The sequence below is a fragment of the Candidatus Aminicenantes bacterium genome, from assembly GCA_026393855.1.
Taxonomy (GTDB): Bacteria; Acidobacteriota; Aminicenantia; order Aminicenantales; family UBA4085; genus UBA4085.
In genome coordinates this window covers 29816-55140 of the sequence record JAPKZJ010000091.1, presented here as the reverse complement: position 1 = coordinate 55140, position 25325 = coordinate 29816, and the positions used below count along the sequence as shown (strand labels likewise).

21 protein-coding genes are annotated in these 25325 nt (G+C 63.4%); 6 read left to right on the top strand and 15 right to left on the bottom strand.

The window, feature by feature from the left end; genetic code table 11:
- Positions 1 to 5: 5 nt before the first annotated feature.
- From NTZ26_11575 to NTZ26_11545, 7 genes are all read right to left on the bottom strand, one after another.
- Entirely contained in the window at positions 6 to 2018 is a 2013-nt protein-coding gene (locus NTZ26_11575) for a phospholipid carrier-dependent glycosyltransferase (protein ID MCX6561136.1), read from the bottom strand.
- Positions 2015 to 3397, bottom strand: coding sequence for a radical SAM protein (locus NTZ26_11570; protein MCX6561135.1), 1383 nt, complete (start codon positions 3395 to 3397; stop codon positions 2015 to 2017). Before NTZ26_11570 ends, NTZ26_11575 begins: the two co-directional genes overlap by 4 nt.
- Positions 3398 to 3456: 59 nt before the next feature.
- Positions 3457 to 4929 carry a hypothetical protein gene (locus NTZ26_11565; protein ID MCX6561134.1) on the bottom strand — a complete coding sequence of 491 codons (1473 nt, stop codon included), beginning with the start codon at positions 4927 to 4929 and terminating at the stop codon, positions 3457 to 3459.
- A 17-nt stretch (positions 4930 to 4946) separates the two neighbouring features.
- The gene (locus NTZ26_11560; GenBank protein MCX6561133.1) at positions 4947 to 5711 is read right to left on the bottom strand and encodes a class I SAM-dependent methyltransferase; all 765 of its coding nucleotides are present in this window, start codon (positions 5709 to 5711) and stop codon (positions 4947 to 4949) included.
- Between the two features lie 116 nt (positions 5712 to 5827).
- On the bottom strand, positions 5828 to 6436 hold the full coding sequence (locus NTZ26_11555; protein ID MCX6561132.1) for a hypothetical protein: 609 nt from the start codon (positions 6434 to 6436) through the stop codon (positions 5828 to 5830).
- A gap of 7 nt (positions 6437 to 6443) precedes the next feature.
- Positions 6444 to 7628, bottom strand: a complete 1185-nt coding sequence (locus NTZ26_11550; GenBank protein ID MCX6561131.1) for an AMIN domain-containing protein — start codon at positions 7626 to 7628, stop codon at positions 6444 to 6446.
- Between the two features lie 44 nt (positions 7629 to 7672).
- Entirely contained in the window at positions 7673 to 8605 is a 933-nt protein-coding gene (locus NTZ26_11545) for an SGNH/GDSL hydrolase family protein (protein ID MCX6561130.1), read from the bottom strand.
- A 303-nt stretch (positions 8606 to 8908) separates the two neighbouring features.
- Between NTZ26_11545 and NTZ26_11540 the strand changes: the two genes are divergently transcribed.
- The gene (locus NTZ26_11540; protein MCX6561129.1) at positions 8909 to 10321 is read left to right on the top strand and encodes a hypothetical protein; all 1413 of its coding nucleotides are present in this window, start codon (positions 8909 to 8911) and stop codon (positions 10319 to 10321) included.
- Between the two features lie 23 nt (positions 10322 to 10344).
- Positions 10345 to 12084 carry a PKD domain-containing protein gene (locus tag NTZ26_11535; protein MCX6561128.1) on the top strand — a complete coding sequence of 580 codons (1740 nt, stop codon included), beginning with the start codon at positions 10345 to 10347 and terminating at the stop codon, positions 12082 to 12084.
- A 6-nt stretch (positions 12085 to 12090) separates the two neighbouring features.
- Here the strand turns inward: NTZ26_11535 and NTZ26_11530 are convergent, their stop codons facing one another.
- Entirely contained in the window at positions 12091 to 12702 is a 612-nt protein-coding gene (locus tag NTZ26_11530; GenBank protein MCX6561127.1) for a hypothetical protein, read from the bottom strand.
- Between the two features lie 119 nt (positions 12703 to 12821).
- Between NTZ26_11530 and NTZ26_11525 the strand changes: the two genes are divergently transcribed.
- Complete coding sequence (locus tag NTZ26_11525; GenBank protein ID MCX6561126.1) at positions 12822 to 13811, top strand: hypothetical protein; 990 nt, start codon at positions 12822 to 12824, stop codon at positions 13809 to 13811.
- Positions 13812 to 13824: 13 nt separating this feature from the next.
- Positions 13825 to 16035, top strand: a complete 2211-nt coding sequence (locus NTZ26_11520; GenBank protein MCX6561125.1) for a glycosyl hydrolase — start codon at positions 13825 to 13827, stop codon at positions 16033 to 16035.
- A 313-nt stretch (positions 16036 to 16348) separates the two neighbouring features.
- On the opposite strand, the gene NTZ26_11515 is transcribed toward NTZ26_11520, so the two are convergent.
- The 7 genes from NTZ26_11515 to asnB all read right to left on the bottom strand — a co-directional run bounded on the left by NTZ26_11515 (position 16349) and on the right by asnB (position 23433).
- Positions 16349 to 16696 (bottom strand): hypothetical protein, encoded by a 348-nt coding sequence (locus tag NTZ26_11515; GenBank protein ID MCX6561124.1) that lies wholly within the window; start codon positions 16694 to 16696, stop codon positions 16349 to 16351.
- Between the two features lie 52 nt (positions 16697 to 16748).
- Positions 16749 to 17726 (bottom strand): radical SAM protein, encoded by a 978-nt coding sequence (locus NTZ26_11510; GenBank protein ID MCX6561123.1) that lies wholly within the window; start codon positions 17724 to 17726, stop codon positions 16749 to 16751.
- A gap of 7 nt (positions 17727 to 17733) precedes the next feature.
- Entirely contained in the window at positions 17734 to 18564 is an 831-nt protein-coding gene (gene rsmA / locus NTZ26_11505) for a 16S rRNA (adenine(1518)-N(6)/adenine(1519)-N(6))-dimethyltransferase RsmA (GenBank protein ID MCX6561122.1), read from the bottom strand.
- The gene (locus NTZ26_11500) at positions 18561 to 19322 is read right to left on the bottom strand and encodes a polyprenol monophosphomannose synthase (protein MCX6561121.1); all 762 of its coding nucleotides are present in this window, start codon (positions 19320 to 19322) and stop codon (positions 18561 to 18563) included. The genes rsmA and NTZ26_11500 overlap by 4 nt, the downstream gene beginning before the upstream one ends.
- On the bottom strand, positions 19319 to 20428 hold the full coding sequence (locus tag NTZ26_11495; protein ID MCX6561120.1) for a glycosyltransferase family 9 protein: 1110 nt from the start codon (positions 20426 to 20428) through the stop codon (positions 19319 to 19321). The genes NTZ26_11500 and NTZ26_11495 overlap by 4 nt, the downstream gene beginning before the upstream one ends.
- A gap of 430 nt (positions 20429 to 20858) precedes the next feature.
- The gene (locus NTZ26_11490; protein MCX6561119.1) at positions 20859 to 21536 is read right to left on the bottom strand and encodes a class I SAM-dependent methyltransferase; all 678 of its coding nucleotides are present in this window, start codon (positions 21534 to 21536) and stop codon (positions 20859 to 20861) included.
- 7 nt (positions 21537 to 21543) lie between these two features.
- Entirely contained in the window at positions 21544 to 23433 is a 1890-nt protein-coding gene (asnB, locus tag NTZ26_11485; GenBank protein ID MCX6561118.1) for an asparagine synthase (glutamine-hydrolyzing), read from the bottom strand.
- Positions 23434 to 23484: 51 nt separating this feature from the next.
- On the opposite strand from asnB, the gene NTZ26_11480 reads away from it, so the two are divergent.
- Together NTZ26_11480 and NTZ26_11475 are read left to right on the top strand one after the other, a co-directional pair.
- Positions 23485 to 24339 (top strand): ChbG/HpnK family deacetylase, encoded by an 855-nt coding sequence (locus NTZ26_11480; GenBank protein ID MCX6561117.1) that lies wholly within the window; start codon positions 23485 to 23487, stop codon positions 24337 to 24339.
- Entirely contained in the window at positions 24336 to 25325 is a 990-nt protein-coding gene (locus NTZ26_11475) for a glycosyltransferase family 2 protein (protein ID MCX6561116.1), read from the top strand. Before NTZ26_11480 ends, NTZ26_11475 begins: the two co-directional genes overlap by 4 nt.

Sequence of the window (25325 nt, the reverse complement as noted above, 5' to 3'; positions counted from 1 at the left end):
CCGGGTCAATGCTCCGGGCCGTACCGGAACGAAGCCTCCAACCGGCCCTCGCGGCGCGCCGCCGCATCCAACCGTTTGGGCAGAACGGCCTCCTTGAAGAACGGCTGTTCGGGCGGGACGCGCAGGGGATTCGGCGCCAGGTCATAAAGATAGCCCAGGGCGATCCGCGTCCCCTCGGGCGGGTCGGCCACTTTTCGGGAGGCGGAGGCTTGGAAATCGCCGCTCGGCACCGGACCCTCCCGCAGGACCAGTCGGGCGATTTCGCGGCCGGCCGAATCGAGAAGCCGGGCGTAGGGTTCGCCGACCCTCTCGCCGACATAAGGCCCGAGGCGCCCTTCGATCGAGGCCTCCAGGGTCCAGCCGCCGCCGGCGGATTTTTTCAGGGTCGCCGCGGCGGCCAAGCGCTCGAAATGGCCGGGGAATCGGAAGTCCGGAGTTCGGCCGAGCCGGTAGATCTTGATGGTCGGGTTGTGCAGGTCGAGCAGGTCCTCGTCGTAGGTGGGGACGAAGGACTTGATCAGGGTGGCTTCCTTCTCCAGATCGAAATAGAATGCGGCCCGCTCCGGGAACTCTTTGGGATAGCGGGTGAATCGGGCGTAATTAATGTCGCTGACGACCACGTATTGGACACCGCCGCGGGCCAGGACGTTGAGATCGACGTCGCTCAGCGAGTTGCGATAGAACAGGGCATAGACCTTCCCCGGCAGGGGCGGGTCGTAGGCCTCGTGGGCGATCGTCTCGCCGGGCGGGATGTTCCAGCGGATCCATTCCAGGGCCTGGGTCCGCGTATCCGGCCCGGCGACCGAGGCGTCGTAGCGAACGACCCGGACGGCCGAAGGCGCCACGGCGACGAGCGCGAAGAGCAGCGTCAAGACCGCCGCCGTGCGGGGGGCGGGGCCGGTGCGGCGGACCAAAGCCCGCAGCCGCGGCGCCAGCCAGGCGGCGGCCGCTTCGACGAAAGGCGCGGCCAGGAGGATGAAGAAAGGGGCCAGGGGGAGGAAATAGCGGGTGGCCCGCGTCTTCCACATCCCGATCAACACGAACAGGACCAGCGGATAGGACAGCAGAATCCACTCGCGGGCCTTGCGGCGGGCCAAGGCCAGGATGACGCCGCCGAAGGCCAGATACTGGACCCAGCGGCCGAGGTTGTCGCGGAAGCCGTACTGGAGATAAAAGAGCCACGCCGGCTGCCGCATGGACGAGCCGAAATGGCCCTCGCTCATCAAATGGCCGGACTGCCATTTGAAGTCGGCCCAAAAGCGGGGGAAATCGAGGACGGCGTAGGGGCATCCCGCCGCGAAGGTCAGCAGAAACGTTGCTCCGAACAGGAAGAGCGGCGGGTGGAGGAAGATCTTCTTCTTCGGCAATCCCAGCTCGAGAATCCGGGCGGTGTGGGCGAAGAGTAGGGGAATGACCATCATGTGGCCGGCGTATTTCATGGCCATGGCGATCCCGGCCGTCAGGCCGGCCAGGGCGTAATCCAGGGCCCGTCCTTTCTCATAGATCCGCCAGATCAAAAAAAAGGTCAGCAAGAGAAAGAAGAGCGTCGGGCCGTCCGGCAGCATGGCGTGGGAGATCTTGACGTGTTCCGGCGAAAACGTCAGGAAGAGCCCGGCCGCGAAGCCCGCCCCGAGGCCGGCCATTCGCAAACCGAGAAGGAAGACGAGCAGCACCGATCCAACCCCCAGCAGGGCCGACAAGGACCGCCCGATCAGGTAGAACGTCGTCGGGTTCTTCTGATAGTGGGAGACGAAGGCGTCCGTGGATTCGAATCCTCCCACAACCTGGTAGACCTTCCACATCCCGGCCAGGGCGTACATGTGCAGGGTTCCGACGTGGAAGAAATGCGGATCGAGGTCGCCGTAGAAGAACCGGATGGCCTTGTCGCCGAAGGCGTTCTCGTCCACGTGATAGGTGTGGGGAAGCCCCCAGCCCAGGCCCCAGAACCGGGTCGCAGCCGCTAGAACGAGAAGGAGAATCCAGGCCAGACGGCGACGGCGGGGCGTATCCAAGCTCATTTGCGGAGCAGGGCCAGGGCGTTCGAGACCAGGGATGCGGCGTCGCGCGGCGAGCGGACGCCGAGGAGCTTCCCCAGGATGTATCCGGGGCGAAGGAAGAAGGCGCGGACGGCCCGCCGCCGCAGGTCCCAAATCTCCTCCCGAGTCAGGGTGCCCGTCTCCAGGATGGGGAACTCGGTGCTGTCCCAGTCGGTCCGGCCGGCCGGGATCCAGCCTTTAGCCACGGCCTCCTCGCGCAGGCGCGTGCCCAAGTCGGGGGTGGCGATGGCGAACGAGGCGATGTCGAGCTTGAGGCTGCGGGCCAGGGCGATCGTCCGCTCGGCCGAGGCTCGGGTTTCGCCCGGCAGGCCGAGAATGAAATAGCCCAGGACCTTGATCTTGTGGGCGTTCAGCCGGGCCACCTTGGCCCGGACTTCCTCGACCGTGATCATCTTGGAATATTTCGTCAGCATCCCGTCGTCGCCGCTCTCGATGCCGACCGAGACGGTGTGGCAGCCGGCTTTCTTCATCCAGGCCATCTTGTCCTCGTCCAGGGCGTGGAGGTCCGCATTGCAGCTCCAGGTCAGGTCGAGGCCGGCTTCGAGGATGCCGCGGCAGATCTCGACGACCCGGCGCGTGTTGATGGTGAAGGTCGGGTCCTGGAAGAGGATCTCCTTGACCCCCAGCCCGGCCAGGGCCTTGAGCTCCTCAAGGACGTTGTCCACGGCCCGGACCTTGTAGCCGAAAGCGCCGGCCGTGCAGAACCCGCAGTGGTAGGGGCAGCCGAGCGAAGTGACAACGACGGTGAACGGAAAGCGTCGGGCGATCGGCAGGCGGTATTTGCGGAAGTCGAAGAGCTCGTGACGGGGGACGGGGTAGGCGAACTCGCGGGCTTTGGACAGGGGGCCTTCGACGATTCCGGCCGGCGTTCGAACGAGGAGGCCCGTAAACGGGGGCGAGGTGGTGCCGGCCAAGTAAGCCGGGAGGCCGCTGTCGCTGAAATCGAGCAGGACGGCGTCGAGGACTGGGTTTGTCTCCAACAGTTCGCGGCCGATGAACTTCATGATCCCGGCGCTGGCCGTGATCTTGGCTTCCGGCCGGGCGGCCCGGATTTTTTCCATCAAAGCCAGGTCGCTCTTGAGGGTCGCCGTTCCGGTCGTGAAGACGACGGCGGCCGGGGCTAGAGAGGCGACGGCGGCCAGTACGTCTTCGGGCGTCCGCTTGGGGATGATGGCGTCCAGGACATGGACTTCGAAATCGCGGCTGAGGATGCCGCTCAGGGCCAGAAGGTCCTGGGGCGGCCAGTAGTAGCTGGCCTTGGAGGAAAAGCTGCAGTAGTAGTCCCGAATGTAGAGCTTGTCCCCGGGGGGATTCAACAGTAGGACGCTCGGTTTGGTCATCGGTCGCCGTTTCGGGCGGCCGCTCGGGCCGCGCCGGTCAAGTATAGGCTCTTCGGGCCTCACCTGACAAGAACGACTTCCTTGGTCAGAACGCAGCCCGGGCTGGACAGCTCGACATAGTAGAGACCGGGCTTAAGGGCCCGGCCTCGGGCGTCCTTGCCGTCCCAAACGCCTTCGTAAAAGCCGGGCAGCCGCGGCTCGTTCACGAGCGTTCGGACCGCTCGGCCTTCGGCGTTGTAAACCTTCAGGCTCAACGAGCCCAGCCAGGGCGTGAAGAACCGGAAGGCGGTCCCGCCCGCGGGGTTCGGCGCCGCTTCCAGGCTTAGGTTGTCCTGATTGACTTTCATCGGGATGCGGCCGCCGGGAGGCTTGGGCGCGACGACGTCGCGGCGCGGGCTGAAGGCCAGTCCGACTTGCGACTTCAGGGTGTAGTCCCGGCCGGTGAACCACAACCGGTCCACGGCCGCCGTCGGCCGGTCTTCGCCGCCCTGGGCCCAAAAGATCCGACCCCGGTAGATCTGGAACGAATCCCAGGCGCCGGGGATATTCCCCGTGATGAAGTTGGGGTTGTCGGGATCGCGCGTCCAGGCGATGCCGTCCGGGGAAGTGGCTATTCCGATATAGGAAATGCCGCTTTTTTTCCGCCAGCCCCGGTAATACATGTGGAAGATGTGGCCGTCATAGAGGACGTCGGGAGTGTCCACACTGTAGCCGTCCCATTCAAGCGGCGTGCCGCCCGAGGGGGTGATGAGAGGGTTCAAGGGGCTTTTGGTCCAATGGATGCCGTCCGGGGACGAGGCATAGCCGATGTTGGAGATGTCGGAGCCGATGGAGATGGCGCCGTACCACATCTTGTATTCGCCGTTCATCCGGAGGAGGGTCTGGCCTTCCAGGACGGTGCCGAGCTCCCAGGGCTGAGTCGGGATCATGACCGGATTGCCGGCGTATTTCGTCCAATGGGCGCCGTCCGGTGAAGTGGCATAGCCGATCCCGAAGGCGCCGGCATCGCTGCCGCCGACATACCACATTTTGAAGATCTGCTCCGCCTTGTCGAACATGACATGCTGGCAGATCAGGATGCCGTCGTCCCATTCGCCGGCGTTGCCGATCTTCAGGACCGGGTTGTTCGGATGCCGGGTCCAGTTGATCCCGTCCGGCGAGGTGGCCAAGCCCATCTGGCAATTGAGGTTGTTGGGCGTCCCGACGTACCACATCCAGTACTGGCCTTGGAAATAGCCGACAGTGAAGCAGTCCACGCTTTTTTCTTCCCACGACCCCGGGGGGCCGGGCTGGAAGATGGGATTCTTGTAATAGCGGATCCAGCTGTCGAGCTGGGGAAAGGCGAAATTGGATAGGGCCAGCTTGTTCTTGGCCAGCTCGCGCTCGATGCGGGCGACCTCCAGGCGAGCTTGGGCCTTGGGCATGAACCGGTAGGCTAGGACGCCGTGGCAGGAATAGGCGTCCGGCAGGATGAGAAAGGCGATCGCGATCGCGGCTGCCAGGAGAGGCAGTATCTTAAGCTTCAGTTTCATCGAAATTACCTCGCTGGTCAGGGCCGGGCGGCCGGTTTGCGGAATTCGACCCATAAGCCGCACAGGCAGCCCTCGTCGGTGGCGATCTTGAAGATCGGGATGCCGGCCTCCCGTAGAATGCGGCCCATCTCTTCAAAGCTCACTTCGAGATCCTTGGGCGGGCCGATCTTTTCGGCCTCCATGACGGCCTTGATCCGGTTGCGCTCCTCGACCGGGATGAGGCTGCCCAAGCCGCCGCCTATGAAGGCGACGCCGCCGGGCTTGAGGATGCGCTTGATCTCCCGGAAAGCCCGGACCTTGTCCTTCCAAAAGGGATAGGATCCGCGGCTGACGACCAGATCGACGGATTCGTCGGGGAAGGGCATCTTGTGGACATCCCCCTCGACGGCCTCGACCCGCCCCTGGAGGCCGGCCGCGGCGATGTTGCGGCGGACGATGGCCAGCGCGGCGGGGTCGACGTCCATGGCTTTGATCTTGAGGTCCGTCGCCTTGGCCAGGGCCAGGGCCCAGTAGCCCGGGCCGCAGCCGGCGTCGACGGCCGTTCCTGCGGTGATGCCATAGTCCTGCTTGACCTGTTGGGCCAGGTAAGGATAGATCGGACCGAAGACCCGCTGGGCGATGTCGTCGAACTGGGCCGCCGTATAGTTGGTGTTGGTCAGCTGCCGGATCTCGGACCCTTTCTTGTCCTTGGTGCAGGCGGCGCCCCCCAGGGCCACGGCCGCGGCCAGAAGCCCGACCGCGAGGGTGGGGCGACGGAATCGGAAACGGGAGCTCGGTGTCATGGGATTATCCTCTCGGGGGCTATAGCGCCGATCGACTGTTCAATATAAGCCCGATCGGGGCTGAAATCAACAGACTATATCAAATTGATAGGAAAAGACGGTCGGAGAGGGTGGGCTCAGAAGATGAGGGACAGCGAGGCCCCCGCCTCCAGGCCGCCCAGGTCGATGGTCACGCCGGCGTGCTCGGCCTTGACCATGGCATAGCGGAGCCGGCCGGTCAGCGCGATCGGCGAGTTTCTGCCCGGCCGCAGGCTGACCCCGGCCAGGACATGGGTCCCCTTGGCGTAATCGAGGGCCGTGCCGATGGCGTTCTTCTCGTAGTAGACGTCGTAGTCGAGCCCCGCGCCGACGAAGGGCTCGATCAGCCCCAGGGGGGCCCGCCAGCGGAACCCGACCGAAAAGGGCAGCAGGAGGAAGCTGGTCGATTCTTTGGTGAAGGTCAATTGGCCTTTCTTATAGAAGGCCTTGGCTTCGAGGTAGAAGTCGATGTTCAGGAAGAGGGCCGCTGTGATGCCCAGCCCCTGGATGCTCCCCCCTGCGGAGTAGACCTCGGTGAACAGCGGGTCTTTGACGGAGAAGCGGCCGTAGATGATCTCGAAAGAGCCCTGGCGCTTGGAAGAGGCGCCGCCGCCTTCATCCTGGGCCGCGGCGATCGCCGGCGACGACAGCCACAGCAATCCCAGCAGGGCCAGGGTCGCCGTCGCCGCCAGCGAGCGCTTGGTCATGCGCCTCTTAGAAGCTGTACTGCAGCGACAGGGTCGGCTGCAGGCTCATCAGGTTGAAGCTGTCGGCAAACCGGATCGATTTGGGGCTGAAGATGAGGAACTTGGCGTCAAAGCCGAGGGAGAGCTTGGTGTCCAGCCGGTACTCGATCCCCAGCCAGGCGCCGGCGTGGAACTGGCTGATGACGTGCTCATAGACCGTCTTGTCGCTGATCCGGATGTCGGCCGAGGCGTAGGGGGCATTCTCCTCGATGGTGTAATCGTCGAGCGTGATCAGCTTGCCTTTGGTCACTCCGGCGATGGGGCCGAACCAGACCGAGATCTTGCCCGTATCCAGGAAGGAGAACATGAAGTAGGCGGAGTAGCGCATGAAGGCCGAAGCCATGGCGGTGCTCTCGCTGAACGTCACGCTCCGATTGGATCCGGTCAGGAAGGGGTGAGGAAGCGACAAGGCCACGTTGACTTCGGGCAGGAATTGCCAATAGGAGAACGCCAAGCCCGCCTTGATCGGCAGGCTGCCGATATGGAAGTATTTGCCGATGGAAAAGTCCGCTGCGATCCCGGACTTCCATGTGTAGGTCTCGATCGAGCTGGCCGTTTCGCCATAGAGCGGGAAATCCGTCTCGACGATGTGGGTCGGGTTGAGGAAGAAGGCCATGCCGGCGCCGACCCGGATGAAGAAGCCGTTCCGCCCCGCATAGGGCTCGGTGGAGGTCTGCTCCTCGGCCTGGCGAACCGTCTCGCGGACGGGCTCGCGCACGGGCTCCTTGACCGTCTCCTGGACTTGGGCTTGGTCGGCCGCTTCCAGCCAGAACGACAGCTTCAACCCGCCCGGGATTTCGGTGACCGTGTAGGCGGGGGTGGCCTGGCCCATGTCGAAAACGAGACGGGCGGTGTCGGGCTTGAACTGGCCGGTGCGGATATCCAGGATCCCGGCGTCCCCGACCTGCATATAGGGGGCGGCGGCGATCGTTGCCACACCCGTCAGATCGACGACCAGGCGTTTGGGCGAGGTCAGGAAGGACACTTCGCGGGTGAACGCCCCGTCGACCATGACCAGAACCTGAAGCTGATTGCCTTCCTTCTGGGTGGAAATGCTTTTCAGCGTGCCGGCGGTCTGGGCCTGAAGAGCCGGGCAGAGAACGATCAACGCAGCCAGCGCCAAGGCGGCTGCCGTTATGAACGACTTTTTCATCTGATCCTCCGTTGGTAAAATCGATTCATTATACAGGACTCATCCTAATGTTCCAACGTCGCGACGGCGGAACACGGACCTTCGACTCCGTCCATCCGGACCGCGGAAACGACATACTCATAGATCGTGCCGGCCGTCGCCGAGACGTCGAAGTAAGATTCGGCCGCTTCGATCTCGGCCAACAGGCGAAAGGCGCCCGCGCCCTCGCCCGATTTGCGCCGGTAAACCCGGTAACTGCCCTCGGTGCCGGCGGCTTCGGACTTGGCATTCGGGCGCCACGTTATCATATTTCCGGGCTTTCGGTAAAACAGAATTTTATCCGAATCCGCGCGGGCCCGGACCAGTTCGGGAGGGAAAGGCAGAGCCTTGATCGCCGCGGCCCAGGCCTCGGCCATGACCTGATAGCCCTTCTCGCTGGGATGCTTGAGATCTTCGGACAAAAGGGCTTCCGGCCCGCCCGGTAGGTAGTTGTTGAAGATTTGATCCATGTCGGCCAGGGGGACTTTCATCTCGACCGCTAGAAGGCGGATGGCCGGATTGAGCGCGAGATGGATCTCGCGGTGCGAGGCAATGTACCATTTGTCGTCGCGCCGGGGGATGATAGTAGCCAGGACCGGCAGCAGGCCGTAGCTCAGGCATTTCCCGATCATGGTTCGAAGATTGCCGATGATGGTCGAAACCGGCCGAAGGAAGGTAACGTCGTTAGTCCCCTCCATTATTAAGATATATCTCGCTTGACGAATGGCGATGACGGTGTCGATCCTCAAATTGCCCTGGCTCGTTTCCTCGCCGCCCACTCCTTCATTGACCACTTCAGACGGCCCATATGCTGTGTCCAAGAGCGCTTCTAAGCGGGGAATGTAGCCCAGCTCGGGGTGATAGTCGTGGTTGATTGTCCCGTATGTGATGCTGTCCCCGAAGCCGATATATCGGGATTCATTAAGAGCAGGGTTAAATATAGGGCCTTGGGCCGCCATGGCCCCACGGCCGAGCCTTGGGGCTTGAATTTTCTGCGCCCCGTGAGCGGCGAAAAGGCTAGCCGCGAGCCCGAGGACGGCTAGGCCCCTAAAGGCTACATTCCGATAGGCTTTAGCGGCATTTTTTGGCTTCGGCAAGCTTTCTTTCCTCATGGTTGGCGCTCCCACTATAGCTTGATATTTTATTTTTTTCAATCGACTGGGGCCGATGTATCATACTTTGCGCCCAGGGACGTCCATTTGGGTTGACAAGGGCTATTCTATTAGGGCATCATGTCGCCGAATCCTTTAAAGGAGTTGCTAATGAAGAGATGCATCGCCCTCGCCGCCGCCGTGATCCTCCTGGCGGGTTTCCCTTTTGCTCAGACTTTGGGCAATAACAAGAAGATCGCCCACGTCACGGGCGGTGTCCGCTGGTCCCAATGTGCCTTCGGCCCTGAGGGAGTCCTTCATGTCTGCTTCGAAGAGGACTCCGACCGGGGCCATCCGATCTGGTATGTCAACTATGATGGGACGACGGCCAGCACTCCCTTTAATGTGACTGGTTCCTTGGACATCCGGGGCGAGCGGCCCGGGATCGCCGTCAGCTCTCACGGGGTCGTTGCGGTCGCCTGGGGCGTGGATGCCGGGGACAGCATTTTCGTCCGGATCTATGATCCCAAGACCAAGGCGTGGGGCGCCATTGACTCGATCGCGCCCGGCTATGGCTGGGGCGAACCCCAACTGGCGATCGAATCGGACGGGACCGTGCATTGCTTCTTCTCCAATGACGATCAAGGACGGACTTATTGCTCCACCCGGACCAACGGGGTTTGGGGCTCCGCCGTCCGTTTGAGCAGCGGCTACGCCAAGCAGGGCGGTGTGGCCGTCGGTCCGAACAACAAGGCTTGGGCCCTGTGGCGGGAAAAGGGGGGCGGAGGCGTCTACAAAAACTATTACGCCTCGCGGCCCCACGGCGGTACCTGGTCGGGCGCGGACCTCGTGACGTCATCCGGCGGCAGCTCTTCCCACCCCTCCATCACCGTCGGCCCGGACAGCGTCGCCATCGGTGTTTGGGGCGACATCGACATCAACAACGAAACGGGCGCCGAGATTCGGCTGATCAAGCTGGTCAGCGGCGCGGTTCGCGAGATCGCCATCCCGTTCGCCATGCAGCACTACCCCCGGGCCGTCGTCGATCCCAACCTGAAGATCCACGTCGCCGCCCAGATCGGCGGCGGCGATTTCGGCAGCGGCGCGGTCTATGCCAACAACGTCACCGGGTCTTGGTCTTCGCCCCAGCAATGTCTCACTTCGATGGATAAAGTCGTCGGGCTTTCCTCCGACCCTTACGGCAACGTGGGGATTTGCCTGTCGGACATGCTGACCGACGGCAAGGGCTCCGATATCTATATTTGGACGACACAGGCCATCATTCCCCGCTTTATCTACCCTCCGCAGAGCGTGGCCGCGGCCATCAGCCTCAAGAACGTCCGCCGCTCGCCCGGCATTACTTACAACCTGACCTGGACCGCCAATCCGGCGAATACGGACGCCTGGATCACGGGCTATAACGTCTATATGCAGGAAAACGGCGGCGCCTATCAGCTGCTGCTTAACGTGAACAAGGCGACCCTGAACGCCACTTTCACCTTCAGCGACTTGACCAAGAAGCGCCGCTTCGCCATTACGACGGTCAACCCTGCCGGCGGCGAAAGCGACCTGATCGAGTTCTGACGCCAGGAGCTTATTTGAAACGTATGCTGAGGAGCCCGGCGCTGGCCGCCGGACTCCTTTTTGTTTTGGCGGCCGCCGCCTTCGGCCAAGTCAACATCTCCAACTCCCCCGGCTGGCAGTCCTGGTATCCCCGCGTCGCCATCGATCCCGAGGGCAACGTCAACGTCGCCTGGATCGAAGTCTACGGCTCCGGCAACGGAGATCTTTTCTTCAGCCGCCTGGTCAAGAGCACCGGCCTTTGGAGCGCCCCCGTCAACTTAAGCGAGTCGGGCCGGGTCTGGAGCGGCACCCTGATGGCCTGCTCCGTCGATATCGACGATTCCGGCAACGTCTATGTCATCTGGTCGGCCCAGAACGCGGTCATGCTTCGAGTCCGAACTTCAGGCGGTTGGGGCAGCGTCAGCCAGATCGGTTCGGGAAGCGGCCTGGACGGATCGCGGATCGCGGTCACGGGCGGTGGGGATCTTTTCTGCGTCTGGTGGTCCGACGACGGGACGATCATCACTCGGGCTAGGATCAATGGCAGCTGGGAAGGCGCCCAGTCGGTCAGCGAAAGCGGCCGACGGGCGAAGTTCCCCGATATCGCCGTCGGCACGAGCCAGGCTCTTGTCTGCTGGGTGGAAAAGAGCGGCGAGATCTACCAAGCCGCCTATCGACTTCGCAGCTCGGGCTACGGATCGGGCTGGAACTCCAGCGTCCGTCTGGCGCCCGGCTCGATTTCCCAACAGCATCCCGTGGCCGAATACGCCAACGGTACGACGCCGCATGTGGTCTTCACTCCCGTCACCGACCCTAACCGGATTGTCCAGCATTGCGCCTGGACCGGCTCCGGATTCGGCTCGCCCCAGAACATCTCCGACGAGACCATGCTCCACTATCCTTCTCTGGCCGAGAAGTCCGGCTCCCTCTACGCCGTTTGGCAGGTCGGCTCCTATGGCGCCGGCCAGGCCGTCTACCAGAATGTTTACTCTGGCGGCAAGTGGGGCGGCCAGAGCGCCATTTCCGGTTCCAACGGCTGCACTTTTGTCGATGTTGCCGTGGATTCCGCCGGCAAGGCCAACATCGTCTGGGACGCCGGCGGGGAGATCATTTATTCCTTGGGCGCCTCGGGTGGCGGCGGCACGCCCACGAATGTGGCCCCGATCGCCGATTTCGCTTTCTCCCCCTCGACCGGGATCGCCCCCCTGACGGTGACCTTCGACGGCTCCGCCTCGCGGGACCCCGACGGCACCATCGCCCGCTATGACTGGATCTTTGGCGACGGCGACACGGGCAGCGGCCGCACCGTCAACCACACCTTCGAAACGCGCGGCAATTATTCCGTCAAGCTGACCGTCGTCGACAACCTCGGCAAGCCCGGCTCCAAGATCCAGACGCTCGCCGTGCTCGGGCTGTATGCCCCGCTGAACGTGGATTGGACGGTCCACCTCGACAAGAGCATGTTCCAGACTCGGAGCGTCACCGAAGTGACTTGGGCGGCCAATCCGGCCAACGACGCCGTGGCCGCCATCACCAAGTACCGGGTTTATCGCAAACGGACCGACGACGACGACTCGATCTACTTGAAGGTGGCCGACGTCGATGGGACGGTTTTCGCCTATCGCGATACCAAGATGGCGGCCGGAGCGACATATGTTTACGCGGTGTCGGCTCTGGACGCGTCGGGCCACGAAAGCCCCTTGAGCTCGGACACCAATAATACGGCCGAAGAGACGGACGCCAAGGATAAAGCTACCGGCGTCAAGCGGCTGGATCGGCGCTAAGCCCGTCTAGAGATCGAACCGGAAAAGAAGCGCAGCCCCGATCTCCGTCCCGCCCAGGTCCACGGTGAACCCTTCCATCGCTTTGGAAGCTTTGGACCAGCGGATGTAGGCCTTAAGGATGGGGCCGGAGGCGGGCTCGAGGAAGAGCCCTCCCGCGACATGGAAGCCGAAGGCCGACCCCCGGCTCAAGATCCACTCGCTATCCTCGCTGTAAAAGATCCAATCCGCGCCCCCTCCCAGCCAGAGGCCGACGGTGCCGCGACGAACGGCCGCTTCGAGCCCGGCGGCGATCGGGATCAGGGTCAGGCGGGAGGCGGTGCCGGAGATGGTCGATCCGCCGGGCTTGGCGAAGCGCCGGACATCGAGATCGACCGCCAGGCTGAATCCCTCGGACCGGTAAAGCATGCGGCCCGCGCTGAGGCCTAGCGCCAAGCCTTCTGTCCCGTAGACTTCCTTGAAGACGGAGTCGGAGGGAGCGAACCGGCCGCCGAGAATCCCGAGCCAGGCATTGGGGGCGGCCGCCGGACGGAGCTCGTCCTGGGCCGCGGAAAAAGCCGGCAGGAGGAAGATGAGCGCCAAGGCAGCCGCAGCGGTTCTGGCCGGAAAGAGGATCTTCATCGTTTTTAGCTCTGTCCGGTTTATAGCATAGGACGCGCCGGGCCTCAACTCCGGTAGTTTTCGGGCCGGCATCGTCGGTGCGGCTGGCCGCCGGGCCGTTCTTATCCTACAATACGAGCATGAAACTTTCGGACAAGCGCTGGCGAGGCGTTTCGCCGGCCGCCGGCTTCGTCGGCCTCATCGCCGCGGCGGCGTTTCTGGCGACGGCCTGCGGCAAGTCCAACCCGAGCGCACCAGCCGCGCCCCCCGCCGCAAGGATCGATTTGTCCTCCCTGCGCCCGTCCTTCGAGTTCGGCGGCGGCATCGTTTTCCAGTCCGACCTGGATGGGGACAACGACATCTATCTTTTGACCGGAACCGGGCTGCGGCGCCTGACCGACGACCCGGCTTCGGACGAGTTCCCGAAGTGGTCCCCCGACGGCAAGCGGATCGCCTTCAGCTCGAACCGGACCGGGCGCTATCAGATCCATACCATGGCCTCCGACGGCTCCGATGTTCGTCAGGTCACCCATTCCGAGGCGGACGCCATTGAACAAGCCTGGTTCCCGGACGGCCGGCGGCTGGCCTTCACCGAGGAGCGGCGGAGGGCGGTCGGGCGCTCTTACATTCTGAAATCGGTCGGCCTGGACGGCGGGACGGCCGAAACGCTCCTGCCGGAGTTCGAAGGTTCGAGCGCCCTGCCCGAGTTTTCTCCTGCCGCCCCCGTGCTTGGATTCACCGGCAAGCGGCTGCGTGGCTGGGATATCTATGTCGTCGATCTGGCCACGAGGGCCGTCCGGCCGCTGACCGAGGGCGGCCATGCCTGCCGGCCGCATTTCTCGCCCGACGGTGCCAAGATCGCTTATGCCTCTTCCGAGGCCGACGGCAAGGGCGACATCTGGATCATGAATTCCGACGGCAGCGGCCGGGAACGGCTGACCGACCGGCCGGATACCTATGATTATTTCGCCTCCTGGTCCCCCGACGGCCGGTCCATCGTCTTCAGCTCGGGCACCGAACATTATCCGACCCAGGGGATCTGGTCGCTGGCGATCGTCCGCGTGACGACTAAGCGGGTCATCCCCCTCTTCGGGAGCGGGGCTCGCGACGTCTTCCCCGATTGGCGCTGAAAAGGAATTCTTCATGCCGCACCCAGCCCCTATCTTCCTTCGCCGTATCCTCCCGGCCGCGCTGGCCGCCGTCCTCTTTTTCCCTTCGTGTCGTCCGGATCCGACCTGGTCCGGGATGAAGCAGGACTTCGCCGATCCCCCGGCCCGTTGGAAGCCGCGGCCACTGTGGTTCTGGAACGCCCCGCCGAGCCGATCCGGTACGGAGGCGCTGATGGGCCAGTCCCGGACCGCGGGCTATGGCGGCTTCGGCATCCTTCCGACGCCCAAGATGAAGCTCGCCTTCATGGGGCCGGAATACCTTGATCGCTATGAGGAGGCCGTGGAAAAGGCCGCCTCGTTGGGCATGACTATGTGCCTGTACGACGAGTTCTGGTTTCCCAGCGGTAGTGCCGGCGGCCTGTTGGCGGCGAAATTCCCCGGCTCGCTGTCCAAACGGCTGGACAGGACGGCCCTGCCGGTCACCGGGCCGCGCCGGTTCTCGGCCGCCGTCCCCAAGGGCGAGCTGATGGCCGCCGTGGCCATGAACGAGACGACCCTGGAGCGCCTTGATCTGGCCTCGCGGATCAAGGACGGCCGTTTGTCCTGGGACGCTCCCGCGGGCCGTTGGACGGTGATGTTCTTCGCCTGCGTCCCCGACGGGGCCCGCGGCCTGGTCGATTACCTGGACCCCGCGGCGGTCCGCGACTTTATCTCGCTGACCTACGAAAAGTACTTCGAGCGCCTGGGCCGACATTTCGGGACGACCATCGACAGCGCCTTCTACGACGAGCCGACCTTCCATTGGGTCGAAGGAGGACGGGCTTGGACGCCGAAGTTCAACGAGCGCTTCCGGGCCGCCCGCGGCGGCGACCCGACTCTGCTCTATCCGGCTCTGTGGCTCGATATCGGCCCCGACACTACCGCGGCGCGCAACGCCCTGTTCGGGTTCCGGGCCGAGCTCTTCGCTTCGGGGTTCGTCAAGACCCTGGCCGACTGGTGTCGGGCGCACGGCATCGCCCTGACCGGTCACGTCGACCAGGAGGAGATCGTCAACCCGGTCGGGCTGTGCGGCGATCTGATCAAGTGCTTCCGCGACCAGCCCATCCCCGGGGTGGACGAAATCTTCACCTACGGCCGCGCCTCCAAAGCCTACAAGGTCGTGAGCTCTGCGGCCGCAAACTACGATCGCCGCAAAGTTATGACCGAGACCTACGGAGCCATGAAAGACATGCCGGTCGCGACGCTCTACCGGGAGGCCATGGACCAGTTCGCCAAGGGGATCAACGTCATGGTTCCGCATGCCGTTTGGACGAACTCGGCCGACATCACCTTCCCGCCCGAGCTTTCACCCCGCACGCCGCCCTACGCGGCCGAGCTCCCGGCCTATAATAAATATATGGGCCGCCTGCAAAGGATTCTCCAGCAGGGCGTCCCTGCGGTCGACATCGCCGTCCTGTATCCCATCGCCGGGCTGCAGGCCGGGTACCATTTCGGGACTGGCAAGCCCTACGAAGGCGGAGTCATTCCGCCCGAGGCGGATTACATGGAGGTCGGCGAGCGGCTCTCGCTCCGCCTGCGGCGGGATTTCACCTATCTCCATCCCGAGGTCCTGGCCGCCCAATGCCGGGTTGAGGACGGCGTCTTACGGCTCGTCCATCCGGACTGGTCGCAGGCCTTCACGACCGTCATCGTTCCGGGGGGCGTCGCGATTCGGGCCGACAACCTACGGGCAATCAAGGCCTTCTTTGACCGGGGCGGCCGGGTCATCTTCACTACGAGGCTCCCGGACCGATCGGCCGAGCCCGGCAAGGATGATGAGGTCAAAGCCCTGCTCGAAGCCATGCTCGGCGGCGGGACGAAAAGCGGCGGTTCGAGTCCCGGCCGGGCGTTTTTTGTCCCCGTTCCTTCGGCAGCGGCGCTTCTGGCGGCGCTTGACGAGGGCGCCGCCGCTCCCGACGTCGCTTGGCAGGCGCCGGCGGAAGCGAAGGGCGGGAATTTATCTTATCTTCATAAAGTGATCGAAGGACGGGACGTCTATTTCTTTGCCAACTCGAGCGACGAGAAAGCCGAGACCACGGTCCGTCTGCGGGGCCGCTTCGCGACGATGGAGATATGGGACCCGCATACGGGCCGCGTCGAACGACTGAAGTCGCGCCGGGCTGTCGACCGCGGCCGCGACGTGACGGAATTTTCGCTGGCTCTGCCCCCCGTTCACTCTGTCTTCATCGTGGCCCGGCCCCGATAATCTCGGTTCTTTATTCTTTTATCTTCGCCCAATTCCGGGGAGGACGGTCCGGAGTGCCGTCCCGGCGGCTTCGGGCTCTTCGCGCCTTTTCCCACAGCTCTCTTCGGCGCCTCGGAACTGCGCATTCTGGATCACCCGGATATAGAGACCGCCCACTCCGTTTCGGTTCCGTCGGATGGTCGCGTGCTCAAACAGCCCTCGGCGGCCGTTGGCTTCCCTCAGCGAGCTATGGAAAAAGGCGTCGCCCTCGCGATTTCGCCGTCGGCCGACACCCCGAACCGCCTTTGCCTCCCCGGAATCGGGAAATAAGCCTTCAGATTTCAGCCAAGTGAGAATTGTGCTCGGGCTTGGCCATCTCTTCGGTCCACTGGTCCGTGAATTCCTTGATGATGGCCAGGGTCATGTCGTCGAGCATCTCTTCCAGGCCGGGGCAACTCTTACACACGGTCGAGATCAAGCCCTTGTCCCTCAAGTGTTTCCTGACCTTCCGGACGATCGTCAGGAAACTATCCTCGTATTCCCTGCGGTATTCGGCGGCGTATTTCGTGATCCATTCGGAGACGGCGGCTTCGCCCGGATCGCCCTTGATTTCGACTCCCCGGCACCACTTGTGCTTAAGGGCTTCCTGGATCTGCCTGGCCATATAAGTCTTCAAGTCCATCGATTGACTCCTATCGCGATCGCGGTGCGTCGGAGCTAGGGGCGCGTCCCCTCTAGCTCATGTTTTTGCGCAGGGCTCGGCCGAGATACTCGCGCGGAATGCCCAGGAACTGGCGGCGCCATAGCCGGTCGCACTTGGAGCAGGTCTCCAGGTCGGAGACGTCCCGGGACAGCACCTTCTCCCGCAGGCGGACCATCATGTTGTTGTTCCAGATCTCGCGGATGGACGCGTCCTTGACGTTGCCCAGGGTGTAATAGCCGAAGAAGTCCTGGGTGCAGGGCAGGACCGACCCGTCCCAGAAGATGATCAGGGCGTGCCAGAGGAAGGTGCAGGGCGAGTAAGAGGTTTTGGGCGGAGCCTGGCCGACGTCGCCGGCCCAGTTGTGCAATTCTTTGATATGGAGGTGGTCCAGCGGCAGGCCCTTGAAGCGGGCCAGGAAAGCCTTTTGGGCCGCTTGGTCGTACTTCTTGAAGACCTCGGGAAAGCGAATGAGCTCGATCAGGGTGACGGGCTTCTTGGCCCCCATCTCCTTCTTGATCTCCAGAAAGCGGACGATGTTGGCCACGGTCTTGTCGAAATCGGCGTTGACCCGGATGGACTCGTAGGTTTCCTTGTCCATCCCGTCGAAGGAGAAGGCAAACTGGTCCAGCCCGGCCTCGATCAGCTTGCGGGCTTTGTCCTCGTCGAGCAGGGTGCCGTTGGTGTGGAAGCGGGTGACGATGCCGGCGTCGTGGGCGTAGCGGACCATCTTGAAGAAGTCGGGGTGCAGGAGCGACTCGCCCCGGTGGAGCAAATGGACGTCGGAGACGAAATCCTTGGCCTCATCGATGATCTTCTTGAACAGCTCGAAGTCCATGAACCCCTTCTGGTCCTTGGTCAGGTTCTTGTTGGGGCACATGACGCAGCGCAGGTTGCAAACGCTGGTCGGCTCGATCCACAGACGGATGGGCATATAGTCGAGGCGCGTCCGGCGGCCCTTGTAGGCGCGGGCGATCTTGCCCAGCCGCTTGTAGTATTCCAGTCGGGTCATGAGGGCGCTATTGTAGCGGATTCGGCCGCCCCGTGTAAGGGGAGGCGAGGAGCCGGGATATCTCCAGCAGCGAAGCCACCGGGATCTGCTCGGCCCGGACGCGGTGGTCGAGGCCGAGAGAATCGAGGGCGGCGAAAACGCCGTCGTGTGGATACCCGGCCGCGGCCAGGTTGTTGGACAGCGTCTTGCGGCGCTGGGCGAAGCAGGCGTTGACGAAGCGGCGGAAGCGGTCGAAGTCCCCCACCTCGACCAGCGGCGCCTCGCGCCGCTCCAGCGAGACGACGGCCGAATCGACCCTGGGTGGCGGGACGAACGACCCGGGCGCGACCTTGAACAGGATCTTCACCGCGAAATAGATCTGGAGCAGGATTCCGAGCGGCGCGTAGTCCTTGCCGCCTGGCCCGGCGATGAAGCGCTCGGCGACCTCTTTCTGGACCAGGAAGACGGCTTTTCGGAAGAACAACCGTTGATCGAGCAGCCGGAAAAGGATCGGCGACGAGATCGAATAAGGGAGGTTCCCGGTGACGAGATAGGGTCCGTCACCCGCGCCTTGGGCCTTCATCAGCTCCGCCCAATCGACGTCGAGGATGTCGCCCTCGATGACCGTCAAACCCTCGTGGGCGTCGGCTTTCAACCCCTGTGCCAGAACCGGGTCTTTCTCTACGGCGACGATGCGGGCCCCGGAGGCCAGAAGGGACAGCGTCAGCGCCCCTTTGCCGGAGCCGATCTCGAGGATCGTCTCGCCGGGGATCGGGGCGGCAGCCGCGGCGATGCGGTCCAGGATGCCCCGGCTGGCCAGAAAGTGCTGGCCGAGGGCGTGCCGCCGCGATTTTTTCATCGGACGGATTGGACGGTCTTCGCGGTATAGCGTCTTTTGAATTTGACGGCCATGAGCAGGGTTTCAAGCAGGGCCAAAAAGTCGAGCTTGGTCTGACCGCGGGTTCGGTCGATGAAGTCAATCGGAACCTCGACGACCGAGAAGCCCAGCAGATCGACCTTGCGCAGGATCTCCATGACGATGGACTGGCCGACCGAGATGAGGTCGTTGAGGTCCATGGCTTCGAGGACTTCGCGTCGGTAGGCGCGGTAACCGGACGAAACGTCGCGGATCTTGACCTTGTAGAGGCGGCGGATGAAAGTCCGGACGCACAGCGTGATCAGGCGCCGGAGCGGGCCGCGGTTGGCGTCCCGGCCTCCTTCGACGTAGCGGGATCCCAGGGCCATATCATGGGTTTTGAGGGCGCCCAAAAGGTCCGGGATATATTTCGGCTGGTGGGAAAAGTCGCCGTCCATCTCGATCACGAAGTCGGCGCCCAGGGCCAGTGCGGCCTTGAAGCCGTCGATGCCGCCGGAGCCGCGGCCGCGCCGTTTCGTCCGGATCAAAGCGTGGACATGCGGATCGCTCTTGCCCATCTGTTCGACGATGCGGCCCGTTCCGTCGGGTGAATTGTCGTCGGCCACCACGACATGGACATCATAATCGGGAAGCGGCAGATCCCGGATGGCGCGCGCGAGATCGGCAATGTTCTCGGCCTCGTTGTAGGTCGGGATCATGGCCGCAACAAGCGGCCGCCGGGGCGCGGGTGTCTCGCTCATAGGAGTCGCCGCAGGGCTTGCAGAACTTCTTCGGGCCGGATCGATTCCATGCACACCGGGTCGGGGCAGGCCTGCTTGTAGCAGGGCGCGCAGGCGGCCCCGGCGAAAAGCTTGACGCCGCGGCTGTAGGTCTCGATCTCCTGCGGGCAGGTGGGTCCGAACAGAATGACGGCTTTCTTCTTGAGGGCCAGGGCGATATGCATGGCCAGGGTGTCCGAGCAGACCACGGCGTCCATGCGATCCAGGAAGCCGGCGAAGTCGAGGAGCGAGTTGTCCGAGCCCGTGTCGAAGACGGGGACGGCAGAGCCCGCCGCCAGGCGCTTGTTAAGGGCCTGCTCGCGTTTGCCGCCGAGAAGAAAGATGTTGGCCTTGAGCTCGCGCTTGAGGATCTTGATGAGAGCCAGAAAATGGGCTTCGGGCCACTGCTTGGTCGTGAACTTGGCGCCCGCCCCGGTATTGAGCCCTATATTCGGCCGCCCCGCGGGCACCCGCTTGGATTTGAAAAAGGCCGCGGCCTTGGCCTTGGCCGCCTCCGGCAAAACAAAGACATAGTCGTCGCCCTTGTACTCCAGCTCGGCCGCCTCGAAAATCATCTGCTGGTAGGTTTTCTGGTTGACGCGAAACTTGAGCTCGTCGTCGACGCCTAGCCGCAGGGAGTAGGACGCGGCCGGAGAGAAGCCCTCGAGGTTGCCGTGGGCGTTGATGGTGTAACCGAATTTGCGGGGCGCGGCGACGAGGGCGGCCAGCGCGGTCAGGCCGGGGTCTTTGTCCAGCGAGTAGACGGCGTCGAATTTCTGGGCCTGCAGGACCAGGGCCGTCTCGACATTGAGCGGCAGGACGCGGTCGATGAGCGGAATCGGCTTGAGCAGGTCGACCGTCTCCTCATCCACCACCCAAGTGATGAAGGCGTGGGGGAAGGCCCGCCGGATGCTGGTCAGGACCGGGGTCGTGCGCAGCACGTCGCCCTGGGCCCGGCATTTGATGACCAGAACCTTGGGGCCGAAGGCCTGGAACTCGGGGCAGCCGTCGCAGACGCGCTTGAACTTGCAGGGCTTCTCGCCCTTGAAGTGGACGCAGTCCGGCCGGACCAGGGTGGAGATTTTCATCGCGTTACTTATGCCACATTTAGGGGGCTATTTCAACGGATGAGCTCTCCCGGATTGGCTCCGACGATTTCTTCCGGATCCTCACCCATCTCCGGGGATGGTCAGGCGGCACGGTGACACCGTTCGGGGGAACGGAGCCATATGCTGTGATCGGATTAAGGCAGTCTGTTTGCTTCGAGGGGATTAAAACAGCATATGGTCGGCAACTGGCGAAACCGCGCGGGTTTAGACTTTTTTGCGAGCCTCTTCGAGGGCACCCAACGGGCGCCGAGGGAAATCCTTAGATTCCGAAGGCGCTTAACACTTTTAATTTAATTGATATCACCACCCCGGCCCCTCCTTCAAGGAGGGATCAGGTTGGCGCCTTCGGCTGCATGGGCCGAGGCGAGTAGCGCAAAAAAGGCGTGAAAAACCCGCGCCGCCGGGCCGATCACTGTGACGCAGGCCCGGAGATGGGAGAAGATCCTTTCTTTCTGGCCAAGTAGAGGATATGCGGGTACCAATAGCCCTTGTGGAGCGGCACCACTTCGACTTCGAAGCCGATCCGCTCGAGCAGGGGGGTGTACTCGCCCTGCCCGGCGAAATAGAACTTGCCGCCCAGGGTGAAGCCGATGATCTTGACGGCCAGCGTCTCCTGGAATGCGTTCCAGCGCGCTTTCCAGCGCGGCCGGTCGTCCATTTCCTTGAGGGCCAGCACACCGCCCGGCGGCAGCGCCGCATGGCACTTGCGCAGGATCGCCTCCTGGGCTTCGAACGGGATGAGATAGAGGACGTCGATGATCGTGATCGCGTCCGCCGCCGGATAGTCCGAGGCGACCACGTCGCCCGTCCAGAAGTCCATCCCGTCCCAGCCCTCGAACGTTTTCCTGGCCAGGGCGACCTTGCCCTCGTCCAGGTCGAAGCCGGCCACCCGCCGCTCCGGCGAGCCCAGCTTAAGAATGGCCGCGAACAGGCCGTTCCCGCAGCCCAGGTCCAGGAATCGCCCGGCCGCGGGCAGATGCGGCTCGACCGGCAAGAGCGGGCAGATCTTGAACTTGATCCGGGTGTAAAGAGTCGTCCAGAAGCCCCGGCCCTTGAAGACCTCGAAAACCCGCTTCTTGTCGACCATCTGCTTCTCAGCCCGCGATGTATTTGTCGTGCCAGAATTGGAAAATAACCAGCGGCCAAAGAAGCTGACGGTGGTTGTGGGCGCCGGCCATGTGCTCGTCCAGGATGGTGCGGACGAAGCCCTCGTCGAGGAAGCCGTGCCGCTTCAGCCGGGCGGGCGACAACGTGTCCATGACGAACGGCTTCAGCTCGTTGCGCAGCCACGGCCCGAGCGGGATGTCGAACCCGATCTTCTTCTTGTTCAGGATCTCCGCCGGCAAGCGCGAAGCCAGAGCCTTCTTGAGGATGTGCTTGGACTCGAAGCCCTTGAGCTTGAGCCGGCTGGGGATCGTGGCTGCGAACTCGACAAACGTGTAGTCGAGGAAGGGGGTGCGGATCTCGAGCGAGTTGGCCATGCTCATGCGGTCGACTTTGACCAGCAGGTCGTCCTGGAGATAGAGCTTGAGGTCGAGGTAGGCGAGGCGGTCCAGAGGGTCGGCGGCCCGGGTTTGGGCGGCCTGTTCGCGGATCGGGCCGAACGGGTCGGCCGAGACATGCTCTCGCAGGCCGGGCGCAAGCAGCCGGGCCTTGAGCTCCGGCGTGTAGGCGCCCCACCACAAGGTATTGGCGATCTCGGGCGGGTACTCGGCCCCGGCCGTGAACTTCTTGGCCTTGAACTCGAAGCTCAATCGCTTCTCGGACGCCGGTAGCCGCCGGACGGCCGGGCCGATCAGACCACGGCGAAGAAAGCCGGGGATCTTACGGTACAGCCGGGCGACTTTGAAGGCTTTATATGTGTCGTAGCCGCCGAACAGCTCGTCCCCGCCGTCGCCGGCCAGGGCCACGGTCACGTGCTTGCGGGCCAGCTTGGAGATGACGTAGGTCGGGATGATCGAGGCGTCGGCCAGCGGTTCGTCCAGATACTCCATGAGCGTCGGCACCAGATCGGCTGCCTGGCGGGATTCGACCACAAACTCGGTGTGCTCGGTCCCGAACTTGTCGGCCACGATCTTGGCGTAGTCGAGCTCGTCGAAGGTCTTTTCCTTGAAGCCGATGGAGAAGGTCTTGACCCGCCCGCCCGCCGTCTCGCTCATCAGGGCCGTGACGGCGCTCGAGTCGATGCCGCCGCTTAAAAAGACGCCCAGCGGCACGTCGCTCAACAGGCGCATGTGCACCGATTCGCGGAGGCGTACTGCGATCTCCTCGGCCCAGGATTCTTCGCTTCGCCGGGCCGGCGCGGTCTCGGCATAGTGGACGTCCCAATAGCGGCGGACTTCGCTCTGGCCGTCGCGGACGACCATCAGGTGGGCGGGGGGGATTTTCTTGATCTTGGCGAAGATCGATTCGGGCGTCGGGACATATTCGTAGGTGAAATAGCGCGACAGGGATTCGAGGTCGATCTCGCGCGAGACGCCTGCTTTGAGGAGGGATTTGATCTCGGAGCCGAAGTAGAACCGGCCGTCCTGCCAGGCGTAGTGCAGAGGCTTGATGCCCAGCCGGTCCCGGGCCAGGACCAGCTTGCGGGCTTTGGTGTCCCAGAGGGCGATGGCGAACATGCCGTTGAGCTTAGTTGCGAATTCCTCGCCCAGCTCCTCGTAGAGATGAACGATGACCTCGGTGTCGGCGTTGGTGTAGAACTTGTGCCCCCGGGCCATGAGCGCGGGCTTGAGCTCGGGAAAATTGAAGATTTCGCCGTTGTAGACGACCCAGACCGTCTTATCTTCATTGTGGATGGGCTGGCGGCCGGTGGTGAGGTCGATGATGCTGAGGCGCCGCATACCCAGGGAGATGGGCCCGTCGGCGTAATAGCCGTCCTCATCCGGCCCCCGGTGGACGATGACGTCGCACATGGCCCGGGTCAGAGCCCGGGCGTCCTCCGGCAGGCCGGCTTGTCCATAGATGCCGCAGATTCCACACATGTTGAATAAATCCCGAAGGATTATACTATAATTGCGGGGCAAAGAATTTCCATGGCCCGCATCATCATCAACGCCGACGATTTCGGTCTGTGCGCCTGCGTCAACGAGGGCATCATCGAGGCCCACAGGAACGGCGCCCTGTCCAGCGCCACGATCATGGCCAATATGCCCGGGTTCGATCAAGCCGTCGTCCTGGCCAAGGAGAACCCCCGCTTGGGCGTCGGCGTCCATCTGAATCTAGTCCGCGGGCTGCCCCTGTCGCCCGCCTCCCGGATCCCGACGATCCTGGGCCCCGACGGCCGTTTTCTGGGCAGTCCCAGCCGCTTGATGCGCAAAATGGCGGCCGGCCGGGCCCGCCCGGCCGAGGTCGAGATCGAATTGCGGGCCCAGATCGAAAAAGCCCTGGCCGCGGGCCTGCGGCCGAGCCATGTCGACAGCGAAAAGCACATGCACGCCTACCCGCCTGTCTTCCGGATCGCGGCCCGCCTGGCCGGCGAGTATGGGATCGGCGGGATTCGATTCATCCGCGAGTTCCGCCTGTCGCGGCACCCGGTCCAGAGCGCCAAGGCCGTCCTGCTGACCCTCTGGAGCGCGCGGGCCCGGGCCGCCGTCCGTTCGGCCGGGCTCGTGATCACCGACCGGTTTTATGGTATATGTAATAGCGGCCGGATGACGGCGGCGGATTTGCGCCGCCTGATCGAGCGTCCGGGCCGGGGCTCCGCCGAGATCATGATCCATCCGGGTTACGTCCGGCCGGAGCTTTTTGCCCTGGAAGCCCTGACCGGCCCGTATTATATCAACCGGTTCCGGGAAGGCGAGCTGAAGGCTGTGACCGACCCTTCGGTCCGGGCCCTCTTTCGCCCCGGCGGGCCGGAATTGACGACCTATCACGGACTGCGCAAATGACCAACGACGCGACCAACCCGAAGATCTCGATCATCGTCCCCTTCTTCAACGAGGCGGAGAACGTCGAGGAGATGTACGCCCGGCTGAAGGAGGTCATGGATCGGGTCGGTGATCCTTACGAGCTTATTTTCATCGATGACGGCAGCACGGATCGAACCTACTCCCTGCTCAAGGACATGTCCAAGCGGGACGACAAAGTCGTCGTCCTCAAGCTGCGGCGCAACTTTGGTCAGACGCCGGCCCTGCAGGCGGGATTTGACCACGCCCGGGGCGAGATCATCATCTCCATGGACGGCGACCTGCAGCATGACCCGGCCGAGATTCCCCAGTTCCTGGCCAAGATCGCCGAGGGCTACGACATCGTCAGCGGCTGGCGCAAGGACCGCAAGGACAACGCCCTGCTCCGCAAGCTCCCCTCCTGGGTGGCCAACCGGATGATGAAGAAGCTGGTCAAGGTCCAGATCCACGACTTCGGGACGACCTACAAGGCTTATAAGCGCGAGGTCCTGTCCAGCATCCGGCTGTACGGCGAGCTGCATCGCTTCATCCCGGCCCTCATCAGCCGGGAGGGCTTCAAGATCACCGAGCTGCCGATCTCCAACATCGTCCGCCTGCGGGGCAAGTCCAATTACGGCCTGTCGCGCGTCCGGCGGGTCTTCTTCGACCTGATGACCGTCAAGTTCATCGTCAGCTTCATCGATCGACCCCTGCAGATCTTCGGGATGATCGGCCTGGTCCTGGGCGGGATCGGCTTCGGCATCGCCGCTCTCCTGACTTTCGGCCATTACGCCCTGCACTGGGTGATGCGGGACAATCTGGGCAATCTCCTCTTCGCCGTCTTCCTGATGATCGTGGGCGGGCTGTTCATCATGACCGGCCTGCTGGCCGAGGTCATTTCGCGCATTTATTACGTCACCCACAACCAAAAGATCTATTCGCTGGAGCGGATCGACGCGCGGCGGCCGGACGACGCCGGCGCCAGGTAG